The 21,642-nt window shown below is 35.9% G+C and carries 23 protein-coding genes; 17 read left to right on the forward strand and 6 right to left on the reverse strand.

The features are described 5' to 3' along the window. Positions 1-262: 262 nt before the first annotated feature. From pdhA to AC6HVZ_RS01070, 8 genes are all read left to right on the forward strand, one after another. The gene (pdhA, locus tag AC6HVZ_RS01035; RefSeq protein ID WP_497556264.1) at positions 263-1,345 is read left to right on the forward strand and encodes a pyruvate dehydrogenase (acetyl-transferring) E1 component subunit alpha; all 1,083 of its coding nucleotides are present in this window, start codon (positions 263-265) and stop codon (positions 1,343-1,345) included. A gap of 3 nt (positions 1,346-1,348) precedes the next feature. Next, a complete protein-coding gene (locus tag AC6HVZ_RS01040; protein ID WP_497556265.1) occupies positions 1,349-2,326 on the forward strand; it encodes an alpha-ketoacid dehydrogenase subunit beta in 978 nt (325 codons plus the stop codon). A gap of 23 nt (positions 2,327-2,349) precedes the next feature. Beyond that, entirely contained in the window at positions 2,350-3,645 is a 1,296-nt protein-coding gene (locus tag AC6HVZ_RS01045) for a dihydrolipoamide acetyltransferase family protein (RefSeq protein WP_497556266.1), read from the forward strand. Between the two features lie 3 nt (positions 3,646-3,648). Beyond that, complete coding sequence (lpdA, locus tag AC6HVZ_RS01050) at positions 3,649-5,058, forward strand: dihydrolipoyl dehydrogenase (RefSeq protein WP_497556267.1); 1,410 nt, start codon at positions 3,649-3,651, stop codon at positions 5,056-5,058. A 292-nt stretch (positions 5,059-5,350) separates the two neighbouring features. Then, complete coding sequence (locus AC6HVZ_RS01055) at positions 5,351-6,196, forward strand: polysaccharide deacetylase family protein (protein ID WP_497556268.1); 846 nt, start codon at positions 5,351-5,353, stop codon at positions 6,194-6,196. 159 nt (positions 6,197-6,355) lie between these two features. Next, positions 6,356-6,460 carry a GapA-binding peptide SR1P gene (locus AC6HVZ_RS01060; RefSeq protein WP_497556269.1) on the forward strand — a complete coding sequence of 35 codons (105 nt, stop codon included), beginning with the start codon at positions 6,356-6,358 and terminating at the stop codon, positions 6,458-6,460. A gap of 168 nt (positions 6,461-6,628) precedes the next feature. Further along, a complete protein-coding gene (locus AC6HVZ_RS01065; RefSeq protein ID WP_497556270.1) occupies positions 6,629-7,609 on the forward strand; it encodes an NAD(P)H-dependent flavin oxidoreductase in 981 nt (326 codons plus the stop codon). Then, positions 7,606-7,887 carry a UPF0223 family protein gene (locus tag AC6HVZ_RS01070; RefSeq protein ID WP_497556271.1) on the forward strand — a complete coding sequence of 94 codons (282 nt, stop codon included), beginning with the start codon at positions 7,606-7,608 and terminating at the stop codon, positions 7,885-7,887. Before AC6HVZ_RS01065 ends, AC6HVZ_RS01070 begins: the two co-directional genes overlap by 4 nt. Before the next feature lie 20 nt (positions 7,888-7,907). On the opposite strand, the gene AC6HVZ_RS01075 is transcribed toward AC6HVZ_RS01070, so the two are convergent. Continuing rightward, positions 7,908-8,525, reverse strand: a complete 618-nt coding sequence (locus tag AC6HVZ_RS01075; RefSeq protein WP_497556272.1) for a YktB family protein — start codon at positions 8,523-8,525, stop codon at positions 7,908-7,910. A 252-nt stretch (positions 8,526-8,777) separates the two neighbouring features. Here AC6HVZ_RS01075 and AC6HVZ_RS01080 point away from each other — a divergent pair, with 252 nt between their 5' ends. Together AC6HVZ_RS01080 and AC6HVZ_RS01085 are read left to right on the forward strand one after the other, a co-directional pair. Continuing rightward, positions 8,778-8,966 carry a YkzI domain-containing protein gene (locus tag AC6HVZ_RS01080; protein ID WP_497556273.1) on the forward strand — a complete coding sequence of 63 codons (189 nt, stop codon included), beginning with the start codon at positions 8,778-8,780 and terminating at the stop codon, positions 8,964-8,966. Between the two features lie 145 nt (positions 8,967-9,111). Then, positions 9,112-9,918, forward strand: a complete 807-nt coding sequence (locus tag AC6HVZ_RS01085; protein WP_497556274.1) for an inositol monophosphatase family protein — start codon at positions 9,112-9,114, stop codon at positions 9,916-9,918. Between the two features lie 13 nt (positions 9,919-9,931). On the opposite strand, the gene AC6HVZ_RS01090 is transcribed toward AC6HVZ_RS01085, so the two are convergent. Next, positions 9,932-10,126, reverse strand: a complete 195-nt coding sequence (locus AC6HVZ_RS01090; RefSeq protein WP_497556275.1) for a DUF5325 family protein — start codon at positions 10,124-10,126, stop codon at positions 9,932-9,934. 127 nt (positions 10,127-10,253) lie between these two features. On the opposite strand from AC6HVZ_RS01090, the gene AC6HVZ_RS01095 reads away from it, so the two are divergent. Then, the gene (locus AC6HVZ_RS01095; protein ID WP_497556276.1) at positions 10,254-10,568 is read left to right on the forward strand and encodes a YlaH-like family protein; all 315 of its coding nucleotides are present in this window, start codon (positions 10,254-10,256) and stop codon (positions 10,566-10,568) included. A 23-nt stretch (positions 10,569-10,591) separates the two neighbouring features. Here the strand turns inward: AC6HVZ_RS01095 and AC6HVZ_RS01100 are convergent, their stop codons facing one another. Continuing rightward, complete coding sequence (locus AC6HVZ_RS01100; RefSeq protein ID WP_497556277.1) at positions 10,592-10,798, reverse strand: YlaI family protein; 207 nt, start codon at positions 10,796-10,798, stop codon at positions 10,592-10,594. 170 nt (positions 10,799-10,968) lie between these two features. Between AC6HVZ_RS01100 and AC6HVZ_RS01105 the strand changes: the two genes are divergently transcribed. Next, positions 10,969-11,277, forward strand: a complete 309-nt coding sequence (locus tag AC6HVZ_RS01105; protein WP_497556278.1) for a YbyB family protein — start codon at positions 10,969-10,971, stop codon at positions 11,275-11,277. Between the two features lie 59 nt (positions 11,278-11,336). Here AC6HVZ_RS01105 and AC6HVZ_RS01110 read toward each other — a convergent pair whose 3' ends face one another. Beyond that, positions 11,337-11,933 (reverse strand): YhcN/YlaJ family sporulation lipoprotein, encoded by a 597-nt coding sequence (locus tag AC6HVZ_RS01110; RefSeq protein ID WP_497556279.1) that lies wholly within the window; start codon positions 11,931-11,933, stop codon positions 11,337-11,339. A gap of 329 nt (positions 11,934-12,262) precedes the next feature. Beyond that, positions 12,263-12,748, reverse strand: coding sequence for a hypothetical protein (locus AC6HVZ_RS01115; protein ID WP_497556280.1), 486 nt, complete (start codon positions 12,746-12,748; stop codon positions 12,263-12,265). Between the two features lie 162 nt (positions 12,749-12,910). Between AC6HVZ_RS01115 and AC6HVZ_RS01120 the strand changes: the two genes are divergently transcribed. The 3 genes from AC6HVZ_RS01120 (at position 12,911) to pyc (ending at position 18,009) form a co-directional block, all read left to right on the forward strand. Continuing rightward, positions 12,911-13,192 carry an Fpa/YlaN family protein gene (locus AC6HVZ_RS01120; protein ID WP_497556281.1) on the forward strand — a complete coding sequence of 94 codons (282 nt, stop codon included), beginning with the start codon at positions 12,911-12,913 and terminating at the stop codon, positions 13,190-13,192. Between the two features lie 201 nt (positions 13,193-13,393). Continuing rightward, on the forward strand, positions 13,394-14,587 hold the full coding sequence (gene ftsW / locus AC6HVZ_RS01125; protein ID WP_497556282.1) for a putative lipid II flippase FtsW: 1,194 nt from the start codon (positions 13,394-13,396) through the stop codon (positions 14,585-14,587). Further along, positions 14,566-18,009, forward strand: a complete 3,444-nt coding sequence (pyc, locus tag AC6HVZ_RS01130; protein WP_497556283.1) for a pyruvate carboxylase — start codon at positions 14,566-14,568, stop codon at positions 18,007-18,009. Before ftsW ends, pyc begins: the two co-directional genes overlap by 22 nt. A gap of 59 nt (positions 18,010-18,068) precedes the next feature. Here the strand turns inward: pyc and AC6HVZ_RS01135 are convergent, their stop codons facing one another. Continuing rightward, positions 18,069-19,046 carry a COX15/CtaA family protein gene (locus AC6HVZ_RS01135; protein ID WP_497556284.1) on the reverse strand — a complete coding sequence of 326 codons (978 nt, stop codon included), beginning with the start codon at positions 19,044-19,046 and terminating at the stop codon, positions 18,069-18,071. 529 nt (positions 19,047-19,575) lie between these two features. Between AC6HVZ_RS01135 and cyoE the strand changes: the two genes are divergently transcribed. Both cyoE and coxB read left to right on the forward strand, forming a co-directional pair. Then, entirely contained in the window at positions 19,576-20,514 is a 939-nt protein-coding gene (cyoE, locus tag AC6HVZ_RS01140) for a heme o synthase (protein WP_497556285.1), read from the forward strand. Positions 20,515-20,575: 61 nt separating this feature from the next. Then, positions 20,576-21,628 (forward strand): cytochrome c oxidase subunit II, encoded by a 1,053-nt coding sequence (gene coxB / locus AC6HVZ_RS01145; RefSeq protein ID WP_497556286.1) that lies wholly within the window; start codon positions 20,576-20,578, stop codon positions 21,626-21,628. Positions 21,629-21,642 lie beyond the last annotated feature (14 nt).

A 21,642-nucleotide genomic window follows, 5' to 3' on the forward strand; every position in this document is an offset into this window, starting at 1 on the left:
AACATAAAAAAAATTATATATGAAAACAAACAAAGTGTTTGACCAATGCATGTAAATGGGATATTATTTAATTGTATTAAATAATTGTACCAGTAAATTCTATATTATTTATGTAACAGTTTTATATGCAGTCATGAATGATTAGCAAAAAATTAAAAAGGGTACAGGAATAAGAGAAAATTAGTACAGATTTTTTTTTGTTTTGGGTAGGATAGGAAAGACAATATTAAAAAGGATACAAGAAAGGAAGAGGTGAACTATTTTGAAACACGTACTTGAGAGTGTTGAAAGTCAGTTCGAAATGTTCCAGATTCTTAATGAAGAGGGAAAAATTGTCAATAAAGATGATATGCCTGATCTATCAGATGAAGATTTAAAAGAGCTTATGCGCAGAATGGTTTATACACGTATACTTGATCAACGTTCTATTGCTCTGAATCGTCAAGGTCGCCTGGGTTTCTATGCTCCGACAGCAGGTCAGGAAGCATCTCAATTAGGAAGTCAGTTTGCACTTGAACAGGATGATTTTATTCTGCCGGGATATCGTGATGTACCACAGCTGATTTGGCAGGGACTTCCACTTTACCAGGCATTCTTGTTCTCCAGAGGACATTATCACGGCAACCAAATGCCCGAAAATGTACGTGCTTTGAGCCCGCAGATTATTATTGGTGCTCAATATGTACAGGCAGCTGGTGTTGCGTTGGGAATGAAAAAGCGCGGCAAGAAAACGGTTGCGATAACCTATACAGGGGATGGCGGTACATCACAAGGTGATTTCTATGAAGGAATCAACTTTGCAGGTGCTTACCAGGCTCCAGCGATTTTTATCGTTCAAAATAACCGATTTGCTATTTCCGTACCTGTTGAAAAACAAACAAATGCAAAAACTTTGGCACAAAAGTCTGTTGCTGCAGGAATTGAGGGGATACAAGTAGATGGTATGGATGTATTAGCTGTATATGCTGCTACGAAGGATGCTCGTAATCGTGCCGTAAATGGTGAAGGACCAACACTTATTGAAACAATGACATATCGCTATGGTCCACACACGATGGCCGGTGACGATCCGACACGTTATCGCACAGATGATCTTGACTCAGAGTGGGAAAAGAAAGATCCACTAGTTCGTTTCCGCAAATACCTTGAAGATAAGAAATTATGGTCTGAAGAGGAAGAAAATAAAGTAATTGAAGAAGCAAAAGATGATATCAAGAAGGCAATTAAGCAAGCGGATGAGTATCCAAAACAAAAGGTTACTGATCTTATCGAAAATATGTTTGAAAAACTTCCAGCCAACCTAGAGGAACAAATGGAAGAATACAAAGAAAAGGAGTCGAAGTAGATCATGGCACAAATGACAATGATTCAAGCAATCACTGATGCTATGCGCACAGAATTAAAAAATGATGAAAATGTGCTTGTATTTGGTGAAGATGTTGGTCAAAATGGCGGTGTATTCCGTGCTACTGAGGGATTACAAGATGAGTTCGGTGAAGACCGTGTATTTGACACGCCATTAGCCGAATCTGGAATTGGTGGTCTTTCTATTGGCTTGGCTTTAGAAGGCTATCGACCAGTTCCGGAAATCCAGTTCTTCGGCTTTGTTTATGAAGTAATGGACTCAATTAATGGACAAATGTCTAGAATGCGCTACCGTTCAGGTGGAAGTCATACTAATCCAATTACAATCCGTTCTCCATTTGGAGGGGGCGTGCATACACCGGAACTTCATGCTGATTCACTTGAAGGATTAATTGCACAGCAGCCCGGAATAAAAGTTGTCATTCCTTCCACACCATATGACGCAAAAGGACTGTTAATTCAATCCATCCGTGATAATGATCCAGTACTTTTCCTGGAGCATATGAAATTATACCGTTCGTTTCGGGGAGAAGTTCCAGAAGAAGAATATACGCTAGAATTAGGAAAAGCTGATATAAAACGTGAAGGTAAAGATGTTACTCTTATTGCTTATGGAGCAATGGTTCATGCTTCACTTAAAGCAGCAGAAGAGCTTGAGAAAGATGGAATAGAGGCAGAAGTTATCGATCTTCGTACAGTATCGCCAATTGATATTGATACAATCATTGAATCTGTAGAAAAAACAAATCGTGTAGTTGTTGTTCAGGAAGCACAACGTCAAGCAGGTGTAGCTGCGAATATTGTTGCTGAAATTCAAGAAAGAGCAATCCTGCATCTTGAAGCACCGGTACTTAGAGTTACCGCTCCGGATACTGTATATGCATTCTCAGAAGCAGAAGAAGTATGGCTACCAAATCACAAAGATATTGTAGAGAAAGTAAATACAGTAATCCATTTTTAAAATTGAGATAGGAGGTAGTAATTATGGCATTTGAATTCAAATTGCCCGATATTGGTGAGGGAATTCACGAAGGTGAAATTGTAAAATGGTTCGTTAAAGAAGGCGACGAAGTTAAAGAAGACGACGAACTATGTGAAGTCCAAAACGATAAAGCTGTCGTTGAGATCCCTTCTCCAGTAGAAGGAACCGTTAAAAAGATTCATGTTGACGAAGGTTCTGTAGCAATTGTAGGAGATACGTTAATCACATTTGATGCAGAAGGTTATGAATCTGCAGGTGAGGATTCAACTGATGAGCATGAGCAAGCAGAAAAAGAAGTACCAGGAAAAGAAGAAGAACTGGAAAAAGATATACCTGCTGAAAAAACAGATGACAGCGCAAATGAAGATTCAATTGGTAAACGTATCATTGCAATGCCTTCAGTAAGAAAATATGCTCGTGACAATAACGTAAAAATACAAGCTGTTAGCGGAACAGGGAAAAATGGTCGTGTTTTAAAAGAAGATATTGATAGTTATCTGAGTGGAGACCAAAAATCAGAAAGTCCAGCTGTTGAGACGACGGAAAAAACCGAAACAACGAAAGAAACAAAAGCATCTCAAGCTCCAAAAGGTGAATACCCAGAGACTCGTGAGAAAATGAGTGGGATCCGTAAAGCGATTGCTAAAGCTATGGTTAATTCCAAAACAAAAGCACCACATGTTACCTTAATGGATGAAATTGATGTAACAGAACTTGTTGCCCACCGTAAGAAGTTTAAAGCTGTGGCAGCTGAACAAGAAATTAAATTAACATATTTACCGTATGTTGTTAAAGCGCTTGTATCAGCATCCAGAAAACACCCAATATTGAACGCTGCAGTCGATGATGAAACGAACGAAATTATTCAGAAACACTACTATAATGTTGGGATTGCTGCAGATACAGACAAAGGTCTGCTCGTACCAGTCGTTAAAGACGCCGATCGTAAATCAATTTTTGATATTTCTAAGGAAATCAATGAATTGGCAGATAAGGCTAGAAGTGGTAAACTAACTTCTGAAGAGATGAGTGGTGCTTCAAATACAATTACAAATATAGGTTCTGCTGGTGGACAATGGTTTACTCCTGTTCTAAACTATCCAGAAGCAGTTATTCTTGGTATTGGTCGAATTGCAGAAAAACCGATTGTTCGTGATGGGGAAATTGTAATTGCACCAGTGCTCGCATTATCATTGAGCTTTGACCATCGCATTGTTGATGGGGCGACAGCACAATTAGCTCTAAATCAAATCAAGCGATTATTAAATGATCCACAATTAATTATGATGGAGGCGTAGATTATGGTAGTAGGAGATTTTCCAATTGAAGTTGACACACTAGTTGTCGGAGCAGGTCCGGGTGGCTATGTAGCCGCAATCCGTGCTGCGCAATTAGGGCAAAAAGTAACAATTGTTGATAAAGGAGCACTTGGCGGTGTTTGCTTAAACGTAGGATGTATTCCTTCCAAAGCATTGATTCAAGCAGGACACTTAGTTCAAAATGCTTTTGGAAATGAAGAACTGGGAATTAAAACAGAGAATGTTACGGTAGATTTTTCAAAAGTCCAAGAATGGAAAGGTAGTGTAGTTAATAAGTTAACTTCCGGTGTTGAAGGACTTTTAAAAGGAAATAAAGTTGATATTTTAAATGGTGAAGTTTATTTTGTTGATAAAAATACAGTAAAAATAATGGATGACAAAAATTCTCAAACGTATACATTCAATAATTGTATCATTGCAACAGGTTCTTCAACAATCGAAATACCAAGCTTTAAATTCTCTGACCGTGTACTAGATTCAACAGGTGCTTTAAATTTAAAAGAAATTCCTAAAAAACTCGTAGTAATCGGTGGAGGATATGTTGGAACTGAACTTGGTTCTGCTTATGCAAACCTTGGTTCAGAAGTCACTATTTTAGAAGGCGCAAAAGATATCTTAGGCGGATTCGAAAAACAAATGACACAACTGGTGAAAAAACAACTGAAGAAAAAAGACGCGACCATCGTTACAGAAGCTATGGCCAAAGGTGTTGAAGAATCTAAAGATGGTGTTAAAGTATCATATGAAGCAAAGGGAAAAGAAGAGTCAATTGAAGCTGATTATGTATTAGTAACAGTAGGGCGTCGTCCAAATACTGTGGAAATTGGTTTGGAACAGGTAGGTATTGAAATGGGTGAAAGAGGTCTGGTTAAAGTAGACGAGCAATGCCGCACAAGTGTAGATAACATTTATGCAATTGGTGATATTGTTGCAGGACCAGCACTTGCACACAAAGCTTCTTATGAAGGTAAGATAGCTGCGGAGGCAATCAGTGGTGAAAAATCTGTTGTTGACTATGTTGCTATCCCTGCAGTGGCATTTACAGATCCTGAACTTGCAACAGTGGGCTATAATGAAAAAGAAGCAAAAGATGCTGGATATAAAGTAAAAGCCTCTAAATTCCCATTTGGAGCAAATGGTCGCGCACTATCATTAAATAATAGTGATGGATTCCTGAAATTAATCACTCGTGAAGATGATGGACTTGTAATTGGTGCACAAATAGCAGGACCAAATGCAAGTGAGATGATTGCTGAAATCGGTTTGGCAATTGAAGCAGGAATGACTGCTGAAGACATTGCACTTACTATTCATACACATCCATCACTTGGAGAAATTACAATGGAAGCTGCTGAAGTAGCTTTGGGTCAACCAATTCATATGATGAAGTAAACATAGATAAAGAGAGCTGAACGATTATAGCTCTCTTTGTCTATTTCAACGAATTATCCTCCAATTACCCTGTCTTTTGCAGATACCATAAACAACACTGTTACAACCCTATCTGAAAAAATATAATCTCATTATATTTTTTGGTTTTTTTCCATACGTAAATGCAGGAAAAATTCATTTAATTTATATATTAGTCCACACTTTTTCTATAAAAAATAACAAAATAGTATTGTCTTCGTTTTAACAAATCTACTATAATTGAATAGATCACTTATACATCAGGGGGAGAAGGATGAAGCAGACAGCGATTGTGTTTTTATTATCAGTCCTTATTGTTCTTGCTGCTTGTAATAATAATCAGCCTGTCAACAATGAGACTGTGGAAAATGAAGAGGAGTATGAAGAAGAAGGAACAGATACAGATGGTGAAAAAATAGGAGAAGGTGAAGTCAAAGACGAAGGGGAAGAAAACGAGGTGGATTCAGGGGAACATCAAGAAGAATCTAAGCCTTTATATAAAGTTTCGGATACCTGGTCAATTGTTCCAATGAATGAGAATACAAATGAAAAAGTTATCCTTTTAACAATCGATGACGCACCAGATCAATATGCAGTTGAAATGGCAACAACTTTAAAAGAGTTAGATGTTAATGCGATCTTTTTTGTGAACGGTCATTTCCTGGATACATCTGAAGAGGAAGAAAAACTGAAAGCAATCCATGATATGGGTTTTCTTATAGGTAATCATACATACACTCATCCATTATTGTCAGATCTATCTGATGATGAGCAAAAAGAAGAGATTGTCGAGTTAAATAACAGGGTAGAAGAAATTATTGGGGAGCGTCCTAAGTTTTTTCGTGCTCCGCATGGTGTTAACACCGATTTTTCAAAACAAATTGTTGAAGAAGAAGGTATGACATTAATGAATTGGTCATTTGGATATGATTGGGAGAAGCAATACAGAACGAAGGAAACATTGGCAGATATTATGGTAAATACAGAGTTATTAGGAAATGGATCTAATTTGTTAATGCATGACAGAGAATGGACTGCTCAAGCTCTTGGAGATATTGTATCTGGATTACAAGAGAAAGGATATGAAATAGTAAATCCTTACTTAATTCAAACAAAATAAGTTAGATAAGAAACGGTCTGTCAAATCCTTGCTGGCAGGCTTTTTTTAATGAATCACATATATAGTGAATATGACATACTATATAGGGTTGAAACTTTAAATGTGTTATATTATAATGTGCTTACGATAACTTAATTTAGAATAAAGGAGTTGGACCAAATGGGCACAATCGTATGTCAGGATTGCCAAGAAGTAATTGAACATTTCGATGAAGAAAAAGTAACGACCCTGTATGGTACTTGTCCGTCATGTAATGAAAAATAGAATTTTTAATAAAAAAAAGAGTTGCATCTGGCAGCTCTTTTCTTTAGGTACAGGGTTTTTAGCCTTAATTTGTTTGTATAATAAAAATAGTAGCATCAGTTTTGTATTACCAAATTCAATAAATAAATGATAGGATGGATTTAATTATATATAGTAGGGGATGTTTTTATGAAGTGGGAGAATAGAGTAACGAAACTGCTGGGGATCGATTATCCCATTATCCAAGGTGGGTTGGCTTATTTGGCATATGCTGATTTAGCAGCTGCTGTATCCAATGCTGGTGGTTTGGGTCAGATAACCGCGATGAGTCTTTCAACTCCAGATCAATTACGGAAAGAGATACATAAGCTGAAAAAGATGACATCTAAACCTTATGGAATAAATTTTGCGATTGGTCAGCATGGTCGCCCTTTTGAACATATGGTAAAAATAGCCATTGAAGAAAGAGTACCAGTTATTTCTGTAACCGGTGGGAATCCAAAAGCAGTATTGGATATGGTGAAGGATCATGATATTAAAAAACTAGTACTTGTTGCTGCAAGAAAACAAGCTGAAAAAGCTCAAAAATTAGGTGCAGATGCCGTAATGGTTGTGGGACAAGAAGGAGGAGGCCATTTAGGACGTGCAGATACAGGGACACTTGTATTAACTCCTCAAGTTGTTGATCATGTTTCCATTCCGGTAATTGCTTCAGGTGGTATAGTAGATGGTCGCAGTTTGATGGCGGCATTAGTCCTTGGAGCTGAAGGAATTGAAATGGGAACTAGATTTATTGCGACGAAGGAATGCATTGATGCACATGAAAGCTATAAGCAGGCAATACTAGATGCAGATGAGAATTCTACTGTAGTTATTAAACGCTCGCTTGGAACACCGGCAAGAGCATTAAGAAATTCCTGGACAGATGAAATATTAATTATAGAAAAACGAGAGCAGGGTTATGAGTCGTTAAAAGATTATATTAGTGGTCAGGCAAATAAACGATATATAATTGAAGGTGATGGATCAAAAGGTTTTGGTTGGGCTGGTCAAGGTGCAGCAAGAATTAATGATGTTCCTACAGTTGATGAATTAATACAATCAATCGTAATGGAAGCAGAAAATATTAAGAAGAAATGGGCTCAAGGCGAGGTGGGTAACAGTAAATGAATTATCAATATCCTATCGACGATACCTGGACAAAGGAAGAAATTATAGATGTAGTAAATTTTTTCAATTTAGTTGAGAAAGCCTATGAGAAAAGTGTTTTAAGTTCCGATTTAATTGCCATGTATAGGAGATTCAAAGAAATTGTTCCGTCGAAAAGTGAAGAAAAGAATTTATTCACAGCGTTTGAACAAACATCAGGGTATTCAAGTTTTCATGCAGTAAAAAAAGCGAAAGAATCAAATGAAACTACGATAACAATGAAGGGAAGCAGCACCTAATTAAAGGTGCTGCTTCTAAATTATTTTGATTTTAATGCCTTTTGATAAAATGGAATCAATAATTGAAAGGTATTTTTAGCTGTTTCCAAAAATTTCCTGCCATCTATAAGTCGTTCATCACCGATAGGAAGGTGCTGACCGATAAGAAACTCCGCTTTTTTTACATCCCGAAATCGCTCTAAATCTTTCATTTCTAATTCTGTAAGTGGGATTGAATCCTTTTGCATATGATCTAGCGATACAACAAAGTGTCTTGGAAGTTGTTTTATTTCATCAAAACTTTTTACAAATGATTTTGCAATTTCCTTTTTGTAATCCAGTTCATATATTAATGCCAGCCAAATAAATACATGATCATCAAATAATCCAATTTGAAAATGGGGATGTTTTTTATAACCTCTTTTATTATCCGCTATTGCGAGCCATGTATCGTTTGGTGGGTTAACCGTCCTTCTTGCGTGTTTTGCAATATGTAAATACATTTCATTTCCCAGTTGTACAGATAAATAATCGACTAAATAACTTCCAATTTCTTGGAATTTTGGCTGAATTCTTGTTTGGATAGCTTCCATCCTTGCATCTAAACCATCTATTGAAAAAGTATTAAAATCCCTTTGTTCGAACCCTTGAAATTCCATGTGCTTCATCCTTCCTATTAGTGTAAATCAGGCTACATTATAATAATTATTATTAAATAAAATACAGCACTAGTCAAGCTTTAAACGCTTTGTAAGTGGTGGAACTTTTATAATTTATGTTTAAAAAGAAATGATTTTGGGTAATTTAATAAAACAAGGTATTAATTTTCAGAAAATATTGAACCAAAATGAAATAGTAGTCATAACTATATAAAAAGGTGTTAAAAAACCATCTGAAAGGTTGTGAAGAAATTGAAATACGTTATGGAAGCACTAAGACGGAAAGAAGCTCAGGAAAAGCTGCCAGTGATTCGTATGGAAATTGATTATGAACTAGTTACATTGTATGATGCATTAAAAGCGGAAGATCAAATTCAAATTATTAAATCGAAAGAACGTTTAGAACAATTAAGATTGCAATTAATTGAGATAGATGAATAAGGCGGATATATGATCCCAAATTAAAGTCATTTAAAGCGTAAATAACTTTAATTTGGGGTCATTTAATGTACAATTATATTTGCAAAGTGACTACACTCCTTCTATTTGATACAATGAATGCAAGTTTAACATTGGAGGATAGCTGATGAATAATGATATGAGAAATACAATTTTCAATCAGGCGAAAGAATGGATACTAGAAGCTGGTACAACCATCAGAGAAAAAATAAATGATCCATTAATTATTAATACAAAGTCAAATCCAAATGATCTTGTAACCACAATGGATGACGCTACTGAGTCCTTTATTGTATCCAGAATAAGAAATACATTTACAGAACATCTCATAATAAGTGAAGAGGGACATGGTGATAATCTAACGGTTCTTGAGGGTACGGTATGGATTATTGATCCAATTGATGGGACAATGAATTTTGTACATCAAAAAAGAAATTTTGCTATATCTGTAGGTATATATCACGATGGAATTGGGGAAATTGGCTTCATCTATGATGTTATGTCTGACGTACTTTATAGTGCGAAAAGAAATGAAGGTGCATATAAGAACAACATAAAATTACCTCCTTTAAAAAAAGAGATTATACCGGAAGAGGCGATCCTTGGCATGAACCATTTTTGGCTTTGTGCAAATCGTCTAGTCGATGAACTTACCATGCAAAAATTAGTGAAAAAGGTTCGTGGCACTCGAACATATGGATCTGCAGCTCTGGAATTCGCCTATGTGGCTGAGGGGATTATTGATGGGTATTTAACAATGAGTCTTTCTCCGTGGGATGTTGCTGCAGGAATCGTAATTGTTGCTGAGGTTGGTGGGGTAACAACTAACATTGATGGGATACAGGTTAATATGTTAGAAAAGAATTCGATTTTTGCTTGCAACTCTAATCTCCATAAGTATATTATAGATTTTTTGCGGAAAGGGAGAAAGTGACTCTATATAGCAGTCACTTTCTTTTTCTTTTCAATGATATTCCAAATCCCATAAATGCAAATCCAAGAATAATAAATAATAATATAAACCATATATTGCGAAATGCAATTGCAATCCCTACGCAAAAAAACATAGCTATTACTATTAAAGCTAGCAATAGCATAGGGAAATTTATATTTTTCATTAAAACACCTCTATTTCTTTTCATGAATAGTATATCGGAAATATAGTGAATTATAAAGAAGATTAGCTTTAACCTAGCATGAAAAATAAAGATTTAGTATGATAGTAAAAGAGTTTTATTTTTTCATAAGGAGTAATAATGGGGGATATAAATGGATACGGATTTCAATCTTTTATTTGATTTTATATTGGAGATAAATGGAACAGATAATATTTTTTTGATATTTTATGTTCTTAATTTAATTTTTGGGGCGATATCTTTTAAATTAGGGTTTGCAAGAGAACTACCACTTTTGAAAAATATATTTGTATATATCATGCTTGCGGTAGGAACTTTTATTGTAACGATTTTCAGCATTTTTAAATTGCCGATAACCGAAAGTTTGATTATTGTAGCGATTGTGTTAGCGATTTATAGATTCCGCTTATACAAACAAAGAGAATCAAATAAAGATAACGTAAATTAAAAACGCCCACTCGAAGGGCGTTTTTAGTAGAGAAAATCATCTTTTTGTTTCTTTTCTTCATATAGTTGAAACTTACCGGTTGCGTGACGCTGTTTAGTTCTATATTCAATTCGCTCATCACAAGATTGACATAAATACATATGGATTTTGCGATTTCTTAAACGTTTTGCCTGGAGGGAGTAGTCGTCAATTATTTCGACAGTATCACAAATAACACATTTTACCTGCATGTTTTCACCTCTGTACTTGAAATAAAAAATGGCTATTTATATTACTAATATCTTTGTTTTTAAATTGTAACATATTATACCAACCTATTAGGGGTAATCGTAATGTTTTATATAAAAAATTCGGGGAAATATATATATAAATGATAATGATAAAATGAAAGGACGATTCGATGAAAAAACGTTATATTATATCAGCTGTTGGGGCGGCTGGAGTCACAGCTGCAGGAATTTATCTGAATAACCAAGATAACAGGAATAAAGTAAAAGAGAAAGCAAAATATGTTACGAGCAAAGTTAAAAATTCCGAGAATGCAGCAAATACCACATTTGAGGATGCTGGTGTTCCAGATCAATCAGCAGACAATGATCTTGCTCAATTAGAAAATGCCAAAATGGTATCAGAAGGATCACAGTTTGGCGTACAGTATTATAGTGAGAAAAAGGAAGAATACGCAAATGAAAAACAACAAAACACTTAAAACAGTGTAAAAGGTGGTGTTCTAGCTATATCGCTGGAACACCCCTTTTACAGTGATTTTTACTCATCTTGATTATTTGATTGTTCACTTTCAATATCATCCAATTTCTTTTGATCCTCTTCTGGGATAACTTCTTTATTTTGATCTGGTTCTTGCGCCGGGTTTTCATCAATTGGGAAATCAGGCATATACCTTCCAACAATAGCTGCTAGTTCTTCGACAACTCCCTGAACAGGATGACCTTGCCTGATTTTATTTCCCATTCCACGTAATCTTTCCGTTACATCTGCATCGGCAACTACAACTGCTGTTTTCCCATAAGGGTCATGCTGTAAGGCTTCTAATACAGAATATTTAATCGTACCAACTCGCGAACGATCTAAATCCTTGTCTACATTAATTCCGACCACTGCATATGGACCTGCGACAACTCCAGCAGCATTATTCACATTAGGTACCCCGCTTGCCAGATTAGCTAAATGATCAGCTATTTCCCCGTTTGTCAAATTTTGCTTCTCGGTTGGATCTGAATTCTTAACCTGTACGATTCGATCATTATTTTTTTCTTCTGTTGATAATGAGTTTTCCTCCTCTTGTTGACAGCCCACCAGAATTAGCAAACATACAAAAACGATGATACTTAAACGAAAATTCATTCAGCATTCCTCCTAAAGAAAATCCAATATGCTTATTTTGGTTAGAATACAATAAAATATACCAAGAAATGCGGAAGCTTTCGTGATGAATACTGATATTCGATAGACAATTAGCTGCCAAGAACAATCACTAAGAAGAAGTGATACTTCGGTCAAGGGGATAGCAGCTAAAGCTGTGGTTATAATGGTTTGTGGATCCCCTTTATTATAACTTGCTCATTTTCTTGTCACGTGTGGTTAGAAAAAGGACAGAGCTGGTTCAATAGGATGGCGATTTTTACAGGAGAATAATAAAACAGCTGCTACTACTGTAACAGCTGTTTTGCTTCTTAGTTAATCATTATTTTTTTGATGTTTTTAATCGGGTTCTGTTTGTTGGAACCATCTTTATAATATAAATGTACTGGTCCATCTTCTGTTAGTGGTTTTCCGTCAATAGCAAATAGAAAATAACTATTCTGAAGCGCTGCAAGGGAAATCGTAACTTCTTCGTCTTTCAATATCAATGTGACGTCTTTGGCGTCTGGATTTACTTCAGCATTTGCTATGAAATCATCAAGTGGAATAACATAAGAACTTTTTAGAATTTTTTCCCGTTCAAACCGTTTAATACTTCTATTTACTGGTGGTTTGCTTATTTGGAAAACTTCCTTATTAAATCGGTTGGAGGCCTCGACAAATTCATCAGTTTCATCATTTTGGTCAATTTTTTCCTTGAAAGCTTCCTCTAGTAATATTTTTCTATCATCAAAAATCCATACAGTTGGATCCAGCGTGATTGGATAGGTAATGTTTCCTATTATTGGTACAATCATTCCTTTTTCACCTCTCAAATATATCTTTCCTAAGGATAGCAGACCCATTAAAATATTTCACTTGTTAAGAATTAAAATTAATTAATATTTTGTTTGCAATTTCTTCTAGCAAACGATAATATAATAGAAAAGAAAGTCTTTTAAGTGGAGGGGATATATTTGATGCCTGAGGTGACTATAAATCATCGTGAAAAAGCCCATGCCCTTCTTAAGGCTGATGCTGATAAAATTTTGCGACTAATAGAAGTGCAAATTGAAAATTTGACAATGCCACAATGTCCAGTGTATGAAGATGTTCTTGATACGCAAATGTTCGGTCTATCCAGAGAGATCGATTTTGCAGTGCGTTTGAATTTAATCAGCGAAAATGAAGGTAAAGCCCTTCTTGAAAACTTAGAGAAGAAGCTTAACATACTGCATGAAGCAGCGCAAAATTCCTTGTAACATATAGGTTCATGTGTATTTGCGTTATTCAACGACAAGCAAAAACTTTGCCGGCATCTAACAATGGCAAAGTTTTTTTGTTGACAACCTTAATGATCGATGAAAGGTGAAATGCACTTTCAAAAAATAGAAAATATGATACACTAATTTAAATTTCTATTTTCATCATTACTTAAATTACATATAGTGGGGAGAAGTAAGATGATACAGAAATTAAAGGACTATGATTTTACATTAATCATTACACCAATACTTTTAACTGCTTTTGGAATTGTTATGATATACAGTGCGAGCATGGTGTTAGCGATTGTTCAAGATCATGAAAGTACTCATTATCTGGTAAGACAATCGGTGTTTTTCGGAATTGGGTTAGCGGGATTTACATTTTGCAGCATTTTCCCTTACAGATACTATCAAAAATTAATGAAGTTGATTATTTTAGGAATTGTCCTTCTGCTGGTTGGTGTACTGATCTTTGGAAGTGATGCCAATAATGCAAAGTCATGGTTTAGGTTTGGTTCATTAAGCTTCCAACCGGCTGAATTTGCGAAATTGGGTCTTATTATGTACTTGGCTTCTGTTTACTCAAAAAAACAGGCTTATCTGAATGAATTCAGTAAAGGAGTACTGCCTCCATTAGTATTAACAGGAATAATTTTAGGATTAATCGTATTACAGCCTGATATCGGGACTGCTTCCATTATATTTTTAATTGCATGTTCTGTCATATTTAGTTCAGGAATTCGTATGAAACACTTATCGCTACTTGTAGCGCTAGGTATTGGGCTAATTCTATTAATCATACCTTATATGATTACAGATGAACGTCTCTCCAGATTTACAGGTGCTTATCAGCCATTTCAAACACCGGATTCGGATGGATATCAATTAATCCAATCCTATCTGGCTATCGGGGTAGGTGGAATTACTGGTGAGGGATTAGGTCAAAGTGTTCAAAAATTAGGTTATTTAATGGAAGCCCATACTGACTTTATTATGGCAATCATCGCTGAAGAGCTTGGTTTTATCGGTGTAGTTATTGTAATTGGAATGTTGGCAATTATTGTATTAAGGGGTATTTTTATTTCAAGAAAATGTCAGGATAGCTTTGGCGCACTATTAGCAATAGGCATATCTTCCATGGTAGGAATTCAAGCTTTTATTAATTTGGGAGCGATAAGTGGATTACTCCCAATTACAGGTGTCCCTCTTCCATTTGTTAGTTATGGAGGCTCGTCGCTTCTGGTATTAATGCTATCAATGGGGATTTTAAATAATATAGCAATGACTGTGAAGAAAAAAGAGAATGAAACAGTCGAAACAACACAAAAAAAAGATACAGTTGCTTTTAATTATAACAGAGGAGGAAAAACATGGCAGAATCAAATCAAATAGAGAAGGTACTTGTTGCAAATCGCGGGGAAATTGCTATTCGTGTTTTCCGTGCCTGTACGGAGCTTAATATACGTACTGTCGCACTTTATTCAGAAGAGGATACAGAAGCATACCATCGGTTTAAAGCTGATGAAGCATATCTGATAGGAAAAGGAAAGAAACCAATTGACGCATATTTGGATATAGAAGGTATTATTGAACTTGCCAAAAATGTAAGAGTTGATGCCATACATCCTGGCTATGGCTTCTTATCGGAAAATATTCACTTTGCCAAACGTTGTGAAGAAGAGGGGATAATTTTCATTGGTCCAACAAGTGAACATTTAAATATGTTCGGCGATAAGGTTAAGGCAAGAAAGCAAGCTGAAAATGCGGGTATTCCAGTCATTCCTGGCAGTGATGGACCTGTTACAACAGTTGCGGAGGTGGAAGAATTTGCCAGAGAACATAGATTCCCAATTATGATTAAGGCATCACTGGGTGGTGGTGGTCGTGGGATGCGGATTGTTCGCAGTGAAAAAGGGTTAACTGAGGCTTATGATCGTGCTAAATCCGAAGCGAAAGCCGCCTTTGGCAATGATGAAATTTATGTCGAGAAACTAATTGAAAATCCAAAGCATATTGAAGTACAAATTATTGGGGATAAAGCTGGAAATATTGTTCATCTTTATGAAAGAGATTGTTCCGTGCAGCGCAGGCATCAAAAAGTGGTTGAAGTTGCGCCAAGCATGACGTTGTCTGAAGAACTTCGTCAAGAGATATGCGATGCCGCAGTAGACTTAATGAAAAATGTAAATTATGTAAATGCTGGTACTGTAGAATTTTTAGTAACGAATAAAGAATATTTCTTTATTGAGGTAAATCCCCGTGTACAAGTAGAGCATACGATTACAGAAATGATTACAGGTGTTGATATTGTTCAAACTCAAATTAAGATTGCAGAAGGTAAGAATCTTCATGATCAATCAATTGGAATTCCTGAACAAGAACAAATTAATACAATTGGATATGCGATTCAATCACGTGTAACCACAGAAGATCCTTTAAACAACTTCATGCCTGATACCGGAAAAATAATGGCTTATCGTACTGGGGGCGGCTTTGGTGTACGGTTAGATGCTGGTAATGGATTCCAAGGAGCGGTAATCTCACCACATTACGATTCATTGCTTGTAAAGGTTTCTACATGGGCACTAACTTATGAGCAAGCTGCGCATAAAATGGTTCGAAATTTAAGAGAATTCAGAATTCGTGGAATAAAAACAAACATACCATTTCTGGAAAATGTCATTATGCATAAACAATTTTTATCAAGTCAGTATGATACAACGTTTATTGATAAAACACCTGAATTGTTTGTCTTCCCAAAACGGAAAGACCGTGGTACAAAGATGCTGACATATATTGGCAATACAACAGTCAATGGTATTGAAGGAATGGTAAAAAAAGAAAAACCTTCTTTCGATGAATTGATTTTACCTAAAATAGATAGGTTAGAAGAAATGCCGCAAGGATCAAAACAGATTTTGGATGAGCTAGGTCCTGAAGGTTTAGCAAAATGGTTGAAGGAACAAAATGAAGTAATGCTTACAGATACAACATTCCGTGATGCTCATCAATCACTACTTGCGACAAGAGTACGAACAAAAGATTTGCTGCAAATAGCAGAACCAACTGCAAGGCTATTGCCCAATCTATTTTCAGTAGAAATGTGGGGAGGAGCAACATTTGATGTAGCTTATCGCTTCCTAAAAGAAGATCCTTGGGAGAGATTGCTGAAATTAAGAAAGAAAATGCCTAACATATTATTTCAGATGCTTTTAAGAGCAAGTAATGCAGTTGGATATAAAAACTATCCAGATAACTTAATTAATGAATTTGTTGAAAAAAGCGCCAATGCAGGGATCGATGTATTCCGTATTTTCGACAGTCTGAATTGGGTTGAAGGTATGAACCTGGCAATTGAATCGGTTAGAGAAAACAATAAAATTGCTGAAGCAGCGATGTGCTATACAGGGGATATATTAGACGTAGGGCGCTCTAAGTATGATCTGGATTATTATAAGAATTTAGCAAAAGAACTTGAAAATTCAGGTGCACATATTTTAGGTATTAAAGACATGGCTGGATTATTAAAGCCGGAAGCTGCATATCAATTAATTTCAAGTTTGAAAGAAACAATTGATATACCTATCCATCTTCATACACACGATACAAGTGGCAATGGCATTCATATGTATGCTCGTGCAATAGACGCCGGCGTTGATGTTGTTGATGTTGCTGCTGGCCCAATGGCAGGACTGACATCGCAGCCTAGTGCGCAGACACTATATTATGCACTTGAAGGTACTAGCAGACAGCCGCAAGTTAACGTAAATTCTTATGAAAAACTATCTCATTACTGGGATGGAATCAGAGAATATTATCGGGATTTTGAGAGCGGAATGAAAGCACCACATACTGAAATCTATTTACATGAAATGCCAGGAGGACAGTATAGTAATTTAAAACAACAAGCAAAAGCTGTCGGACTTGGGGAGCGATGGAATGAAGTAAAAACGATGTTCCGTCAAGTAAATGATATGTTTGGAGATATTATAAAGGTTACACCATCTTCTAAAGTAATTGGTGATATGACTTTGTTTATGGTACAAAATAATTTAACTGAAGATGATATTTATGAGTATGGAGAAACAATCGATTTTCCAGATTCTGTAGTAGAGTTTGCTCAAGGGTATATTGGCCAGCCATACCAGGGCTTCCCGCAAGAACTACAACGAATTATTTTAAAAGGAAAAGAGCCAATTAGCGTCCGACCGGGTGAATTACTTAACCCAATTGATTTTACGCAGTTGAGAAACGCTTTATTTAATTCACTTGATCGTCAGGTTACAAGCTTTGATTTGATATCACATGCATTATATCCTAAAGTATTCATGGATTATCATAAATTTTATGAAAAATATGGTGATATTTCGGTATTAGATACACCAACATTCTTCTACGGAATGACACTCGGAGAGGAAATAGAAGTTGAAATTGAGCAAGGTAAAACGTTAATTGTGAAATTAGTTTCTATTTCTGAACCAAAAGACGATGGGACACGTGTAATTTACTTTGAATTAAATGGACAGACACGTGAAATAGTCGTAAAAGACGAAAGTATTGAATCACAAATAGCAAGTCGTCCAAAGGTGGATAAAGATAATAATAGGCATATTGGTGCCACAATGCCTGGTACAGTAATAGAAGTTAATTGTGCCAAAGGTGATAAAGTAAGCAAAGGCGACTATTTATTAACTACGGAAGCTATGAAAATGGAGACTACAGTTCAAGCTCCGTATGCAGGTGTGATTAAAAATATACACGTTAGTAGTGGTGAAGCACTAGCAGTAGATGATTTATTAATTGAATTTGAATAAACTGCACAGAAAACCAGGTAGCAGAAATTCTTTATTTCTACTACCTGGTTATTCTATTCTTACTCAACTGAAGAAATTGTTTTTATTTGATTTATTTTTTCTATTTCCTCGCTGTTCTGCATCTGTTTTTCATATTTAGCACTCCGTGTAGAAAGCAGTACGAAATAACTTAGTACGCCGAAGAAGCAGGAAATAACCAGTGCATGCAATAAAGCGATGCCCAGATTTAGCATCGTATATATAATCATAGCACCGAAAAACACTTGTGAAATAATTAAAGATACTGCAGTGATCCAACCCCAGTACATAATCCGACTGTTTCGATAATTTTTCAGCATCTTTATAAATAAAAGAACTGTCCAAATGAAAAGAATACCAGCAGCTAAGCGATGCCCCATTTGAATCCATTGCTCAAAGCTATAATTTGAAAAAGCGAATGGTGAACTGTTTGTGCAGAAAGGCCAGTCACCACAAACAAGATTTGCTTCGGTATGTCGTACCAGTGCTCCAGTATAAACAACCAGCATGGTATAAATGGATAGCGCATATATTTCGATACGGTGTTTCTTGTGTACAAATAACGATTTTGCATCAAATTTTTTATCAATTTCAAATATGAGCAACATCAGCAGAAAGACGGAAGCAAATGAAATCAATGAGATTCCAAAATGTGCTGCTAAGACAAAGTCAGATTGCCCCCAAAGTACTGCGGCCGCACCTATCAATGCTTGCAACACTAAAAAGGAAACAGATAAAAAAGACAAGAATTTTACTTCCCGAATATGCCCGATCTTTTTCCAGGCTATGATGGATAGTGCAAAAACAACTATACCAACGATGCCAGTAACTATTCTGTGACTTAACTCAACTACTAATTCAAAGGTTATTACTGATGGTATAAACTCTCCCTCACATAGTGGCCAACTATTTCCACAGCCATCTTGAGAGCCGGTTTTTGTAACAAGAGCTCCTCCAAGTAGAAGTAGCAGCATACTGATTGTAGCGACTACAGATAACCATTTTAAATGTCTAATCATTGTACAGCCTCACTTCATGATGATTAGGTATAATTTATACTATTATACACATTAGTTTAATAATAATATTATTTTCTTGTATTTTGCAATCAAATATGTGCAGAAAGTGACAAATGACACACAATTGTTATACTATCCTGGTTTATTCTTATTTTCACGATGTAAAACATAAAAAACGCTTGCAATAATGAGCGTAGTTTGCTAGAAATAGTGTAGGGGATATTTGCTATGCTTTATATCACTATGCCTAATCTAGTGAGTGTAACTACATAATAACATTTTATTTACGTGAGGCAATTATGCCTTTTCTTTAGTTAAGTACTTCTTTCACAATATTGTCACATTTAGAAGGCTTAGATCAAAGTAAAATTATGCTAGGTAGTTAATTAGATTGTAAAACTATTCCATGATACAATTGGGATAATACTTAGGGAAGCTTTAGGGGATATTATAACTAGTTAATGTATTAATAAAGTATAAATCCTTGCACTTATTATGCCTTATTATTGGATTTGAAGGGGGGATGTAGATGAACGAAGTGGAGCCATCTTCATCACAGATGATTAGCGATGTCGCTCTTCCAAAAAAGAAAAGCACTGCACTAATTACTGATTTTAAAGCTTTAGTTAAAATAGGAATTATTAATGCTAATTTAATAACTGCCTTTACTGGATTCTGGTTAGCACTTCATTTTACGAATGCTTCTTTTATTGCTCATTGGGATATTCTTTTATTAACGATGGGAGGGAGTGCATTAGTTATTGCTGGTGGCTGCATCCTTAATAACTGGTATGATTGTGACATTGACCCGGTTATGTCCAGAACTAAGAACCGGCCAACCGTTACTGGTAGTATTTCACTTAATACCGCTTTGTTACTTGGTGTTGGGGCAACAGTTATCGGTTTAATTCTTTTGTTATTCACCACAGTGCAAGCAGCTTTAATTGCACTTTTTGGATGGTTCGTATATGTGGTATTATATACGATGTGGTCAAAAAGAAGGTACACCCTAAATACCGCAATTGGAAGTCTTTCTGGTGCTGTTCCGCCATTAATTGGTTGGACAGCTGTAGACCCCAGTCTTCATATAGTCCCTGTAGGATTATTTCTTGTCATGTTTATTTGGCAAACTCCGCACTTTCTAGCATTAGCAATGAAGAAAACGCAGGAATATAAAACAGCGGGAATCCCAATGCTACCAGTAGTACATGGGTTTGCTTTTACGAAGCGTCAAATAGTTGTTTATATTGCGTGTTTACTACCAATGCCTTTTTATTTAGCATCACTTGGTGCAGCATTTGTTATAATTGCTTCCTTATTAAACATTGGCTGGTTAGTTTTGGGCATTAGAGGATTTTTTGTGAAAAATGATTTAAAATGGGCAAATTTGATATTTATTTATTCATTAAATTATCTAACCATATTATTTCTGTTGATGGTTGTGGTAACATTGCCTGTATTTAATTAATTTCGTCCTTAAATAAATATATATATAAGGAATCAACAAGGAGAAAGAGAGGTATAAATACATGAGAGGTTGGATGGGAAAAATTAAAAGCCTATTCCTGTTAAGTTTTTTAGCATTAATTTTAGCCGGGTGCGGTAGGGATAACCTAACGGCTCTTGTTCCGAAGGGTTATGGTGCAGAGTCTTCAATGAATTTGATTATTCTATCAACAATAATTATGTTATTTGTATTTGTTATCGTTATACTTGTCTATGTAGTTGTTTTGGTTCGTTTCCGTAGAAAGAAAGGGCAAGAGAATTACATACCAAAACAAGTTGAAGGTAATAAAACACTTGAAACTGTATGGACAATAATACCAATCATTTTAGTGCTTATTCTCGCTGTGCCAACTGTGGCAGCTACATTTGATTTAGCTGATGATTCGGGTGCAAGTGATCATATTAATATTGATGTAACAGGCAATCAATATTGGTGGCACTTTAATTATGCGGGGGAAGAAATCCAAACAAGTCAGGATTTATATATTCCTACTGGTGAAAAAGTATATTTGAATATGCTATCATCTGATGTGATTCACTCATTATGGATTCCCAGTATTGCCGGGAAAATGGATGTGAACCCTGAAAACGTAAATACAATGTATATACAAGCATATGAAGAAGGGGTCTTTTGGGGTAAATGTGCAGAGCTTTGTGGACCTTCCCATTCTTTGATGGACTTTAAAGTAATTGCAGTAAGTCCTGAAGAGTATGATCAATGGGTGCAGGATATGCAAAGTGTAGATCCTGAAGCCGAACCTCAAGATGCAGTTGCTCAAGATGGGAAGGCAGCATTCGAGGAAAATAGCTGTATGGCCTGTCATGCAATAGGTTCTTCACCAGCAGCAGTTGGGCCGAACCTGACTAACTTCGGTGATCGCAGTAGAATTGCAGGTTACCTTGAGCCTACAAAAGAAAACTTAGTTGATTGGCTAATGGATCCTGAGGCAATTAAACCAGGAAACCTGATGACTGGTAATTATCCTGATCTTTCTGAAGAAGAAGCAAGCAGTATTGCTGAGTACTTAATGCAACTGCAGCCTTCTGAAATAACTCCTGAAAGTGCAGGAAATTAACATACAAATAATAA

The organism is Oceanobacillus sp. NCCP-135 (assembly GCF_059698015.1).

Excerpts from the sequence above, each read along its gene's own strand:
- AC6HVZ_RS01040 (WP_497556265.1), top strand. The coding sequence starts at position 1,349 with ATGGCACAAATGACAATGATTCAAGCAATCACTGATGCTATGCGCACA.
- AC6HVZ_RS01045 (WP_497556266.1), top strand. The coding sequence starts at position 2,350 with ATGGCATTTGAATTCAAATTGCCCGATATTGGTGAGGGAATTCACGAA.
- lpdA (WP_497556267.1), top strand. The coding sequence starts at position 3,649 with ATGGTAGTAGGAGATTTTCCAATTGAAGTTGACACACTAGTTGTCGGA.
- AC6HVZ_RS01055 (WP_497556268.1), top strand. The coding sequence starts at position 5,351 with ATGAAGCAGACAGCGATTGTGTTTTTATTATCAGTCCTTATTGTTCTT.
- AC6HVZ_RS01060 (WP_497556269.1), top strand. The coding sequence starts at position 6,356 with ATGGGCACAATCGTATGTCAGGATTGCCAAGAAGTAATTGAACATTTC.
- AC6HVZ_RS01065 (WP_497556270.1), top strand. The coding sequence starts at position 6,629 with ATGAAGTGGGAGAATAGAGTAACGAAACTGCTGGGGATCGATTATCCC.
- AC6HVZ_RS01070 (WP_497556271.1), top strand. The coding sequence starts at position 7,606 with ATGAATTATCAATATCCTATCGACGATACCTGGACAAAGGAAGAAATT.
- AC6HVZ_RS01075 (WP_497556272.1), bottom strand. The coding sequence starts at position 8,525 with ATGGAATTTCAAGGGTTCGAACAAAGGGATTTTAATACTTTTTCAATA.
- AC6HVZ_RS01085 (WP_497556274.1), top strand. The coding sequence starts at position 9,112 with ATGAATAATGATATGAGAAATACAATTTTCAATCAGGCGAAAGAATGG.
- AC6HVZ_RS01090 (WP_497556275.1), bottom strand. The coding sequence starts at position 10,126 with ATGAAAAGAAATAGAGGTGTTTTAATGAAAAATATAAATTTCCCTATG.
- AC6HVZ_RS01095 (WP_497556276.1), top strand. The coding sequence starts at position 10,254 with ATGGATACGGATTTCAATCTTTTATTTGATTTTATATTGGAGATAAAT.
- AC6HVZ_RS01100 (WP_497556277.1), bottom strand. The coding sequence starts at position 10,798 with ATGCAGGTAAAATGTGTTATTTGTGATACTGTCGAAATAATTGACGAC.
- AC6HVZ_RS01105 (WP_497556278.1), top strand. The coding sequence starts at position 10,969 with ATGAAAAAACGTTATATTATATCAGCTGTTGGGGCGGCTGGAGTCACA.
- AC6HVZ_RS01110 (WP_497556279.1), bottom strand. The coding sequence starts at position 11,933 with ATGAATTTTCGTTTAAGTATCATCGTTTTTGTATGTTTGCTAATTCTG.
- AC6HVZ_RS01115 (WP_497556280.1), bottom strand. The coding sequence starts at position 12,748 with ATGATTGTACCAATAATAGGAAACATTACCTATCCAATCACGCTGGAT.
- AC6HVZ_RS01120 (WP_497556281.1), top strand. The coding sequence starts at position 12,911 with ATGCCTGAGGTGACTATAAATCATCGTGAAAAAGCCCATGCCCTTCTT.
- ftsW (WP_497556282.1), top strand. The coding sequence starts at position 13,394 with ATGATACAGAAATTAAAGGACTATGATTTTACATTAATCATTACACCA.
- pyc (WP_497556283.1), top strand. The coding sequence starts at position 14,566 with ATGGCAGAATCAAATCAAATAGAGAAGGTACTTGTTGCAAATCGCGGG.
- AC6HVZ_RS01135 (WP_497556284.1), bottom strand. The coding sequence starts at position 19,046 with ATGATTAGACATTTAAAATGGTTATCTGTAGTCGCTACAATCAGTATG.
- cyoE (WP_497556285.1), top strand. The coding sequence starts at position 19,576 with ATGAACGAAGTGGAGCCATCTTCATCACAGATGATTAGCGATGTCGCT.
- coxB (WP_497556286.1), top strand. The coding sequence starts at position 20,576 with ATGAGAGGTTGGATGGGAAAAATTAAAAGCCTATTCCTGTTAAGTTTT.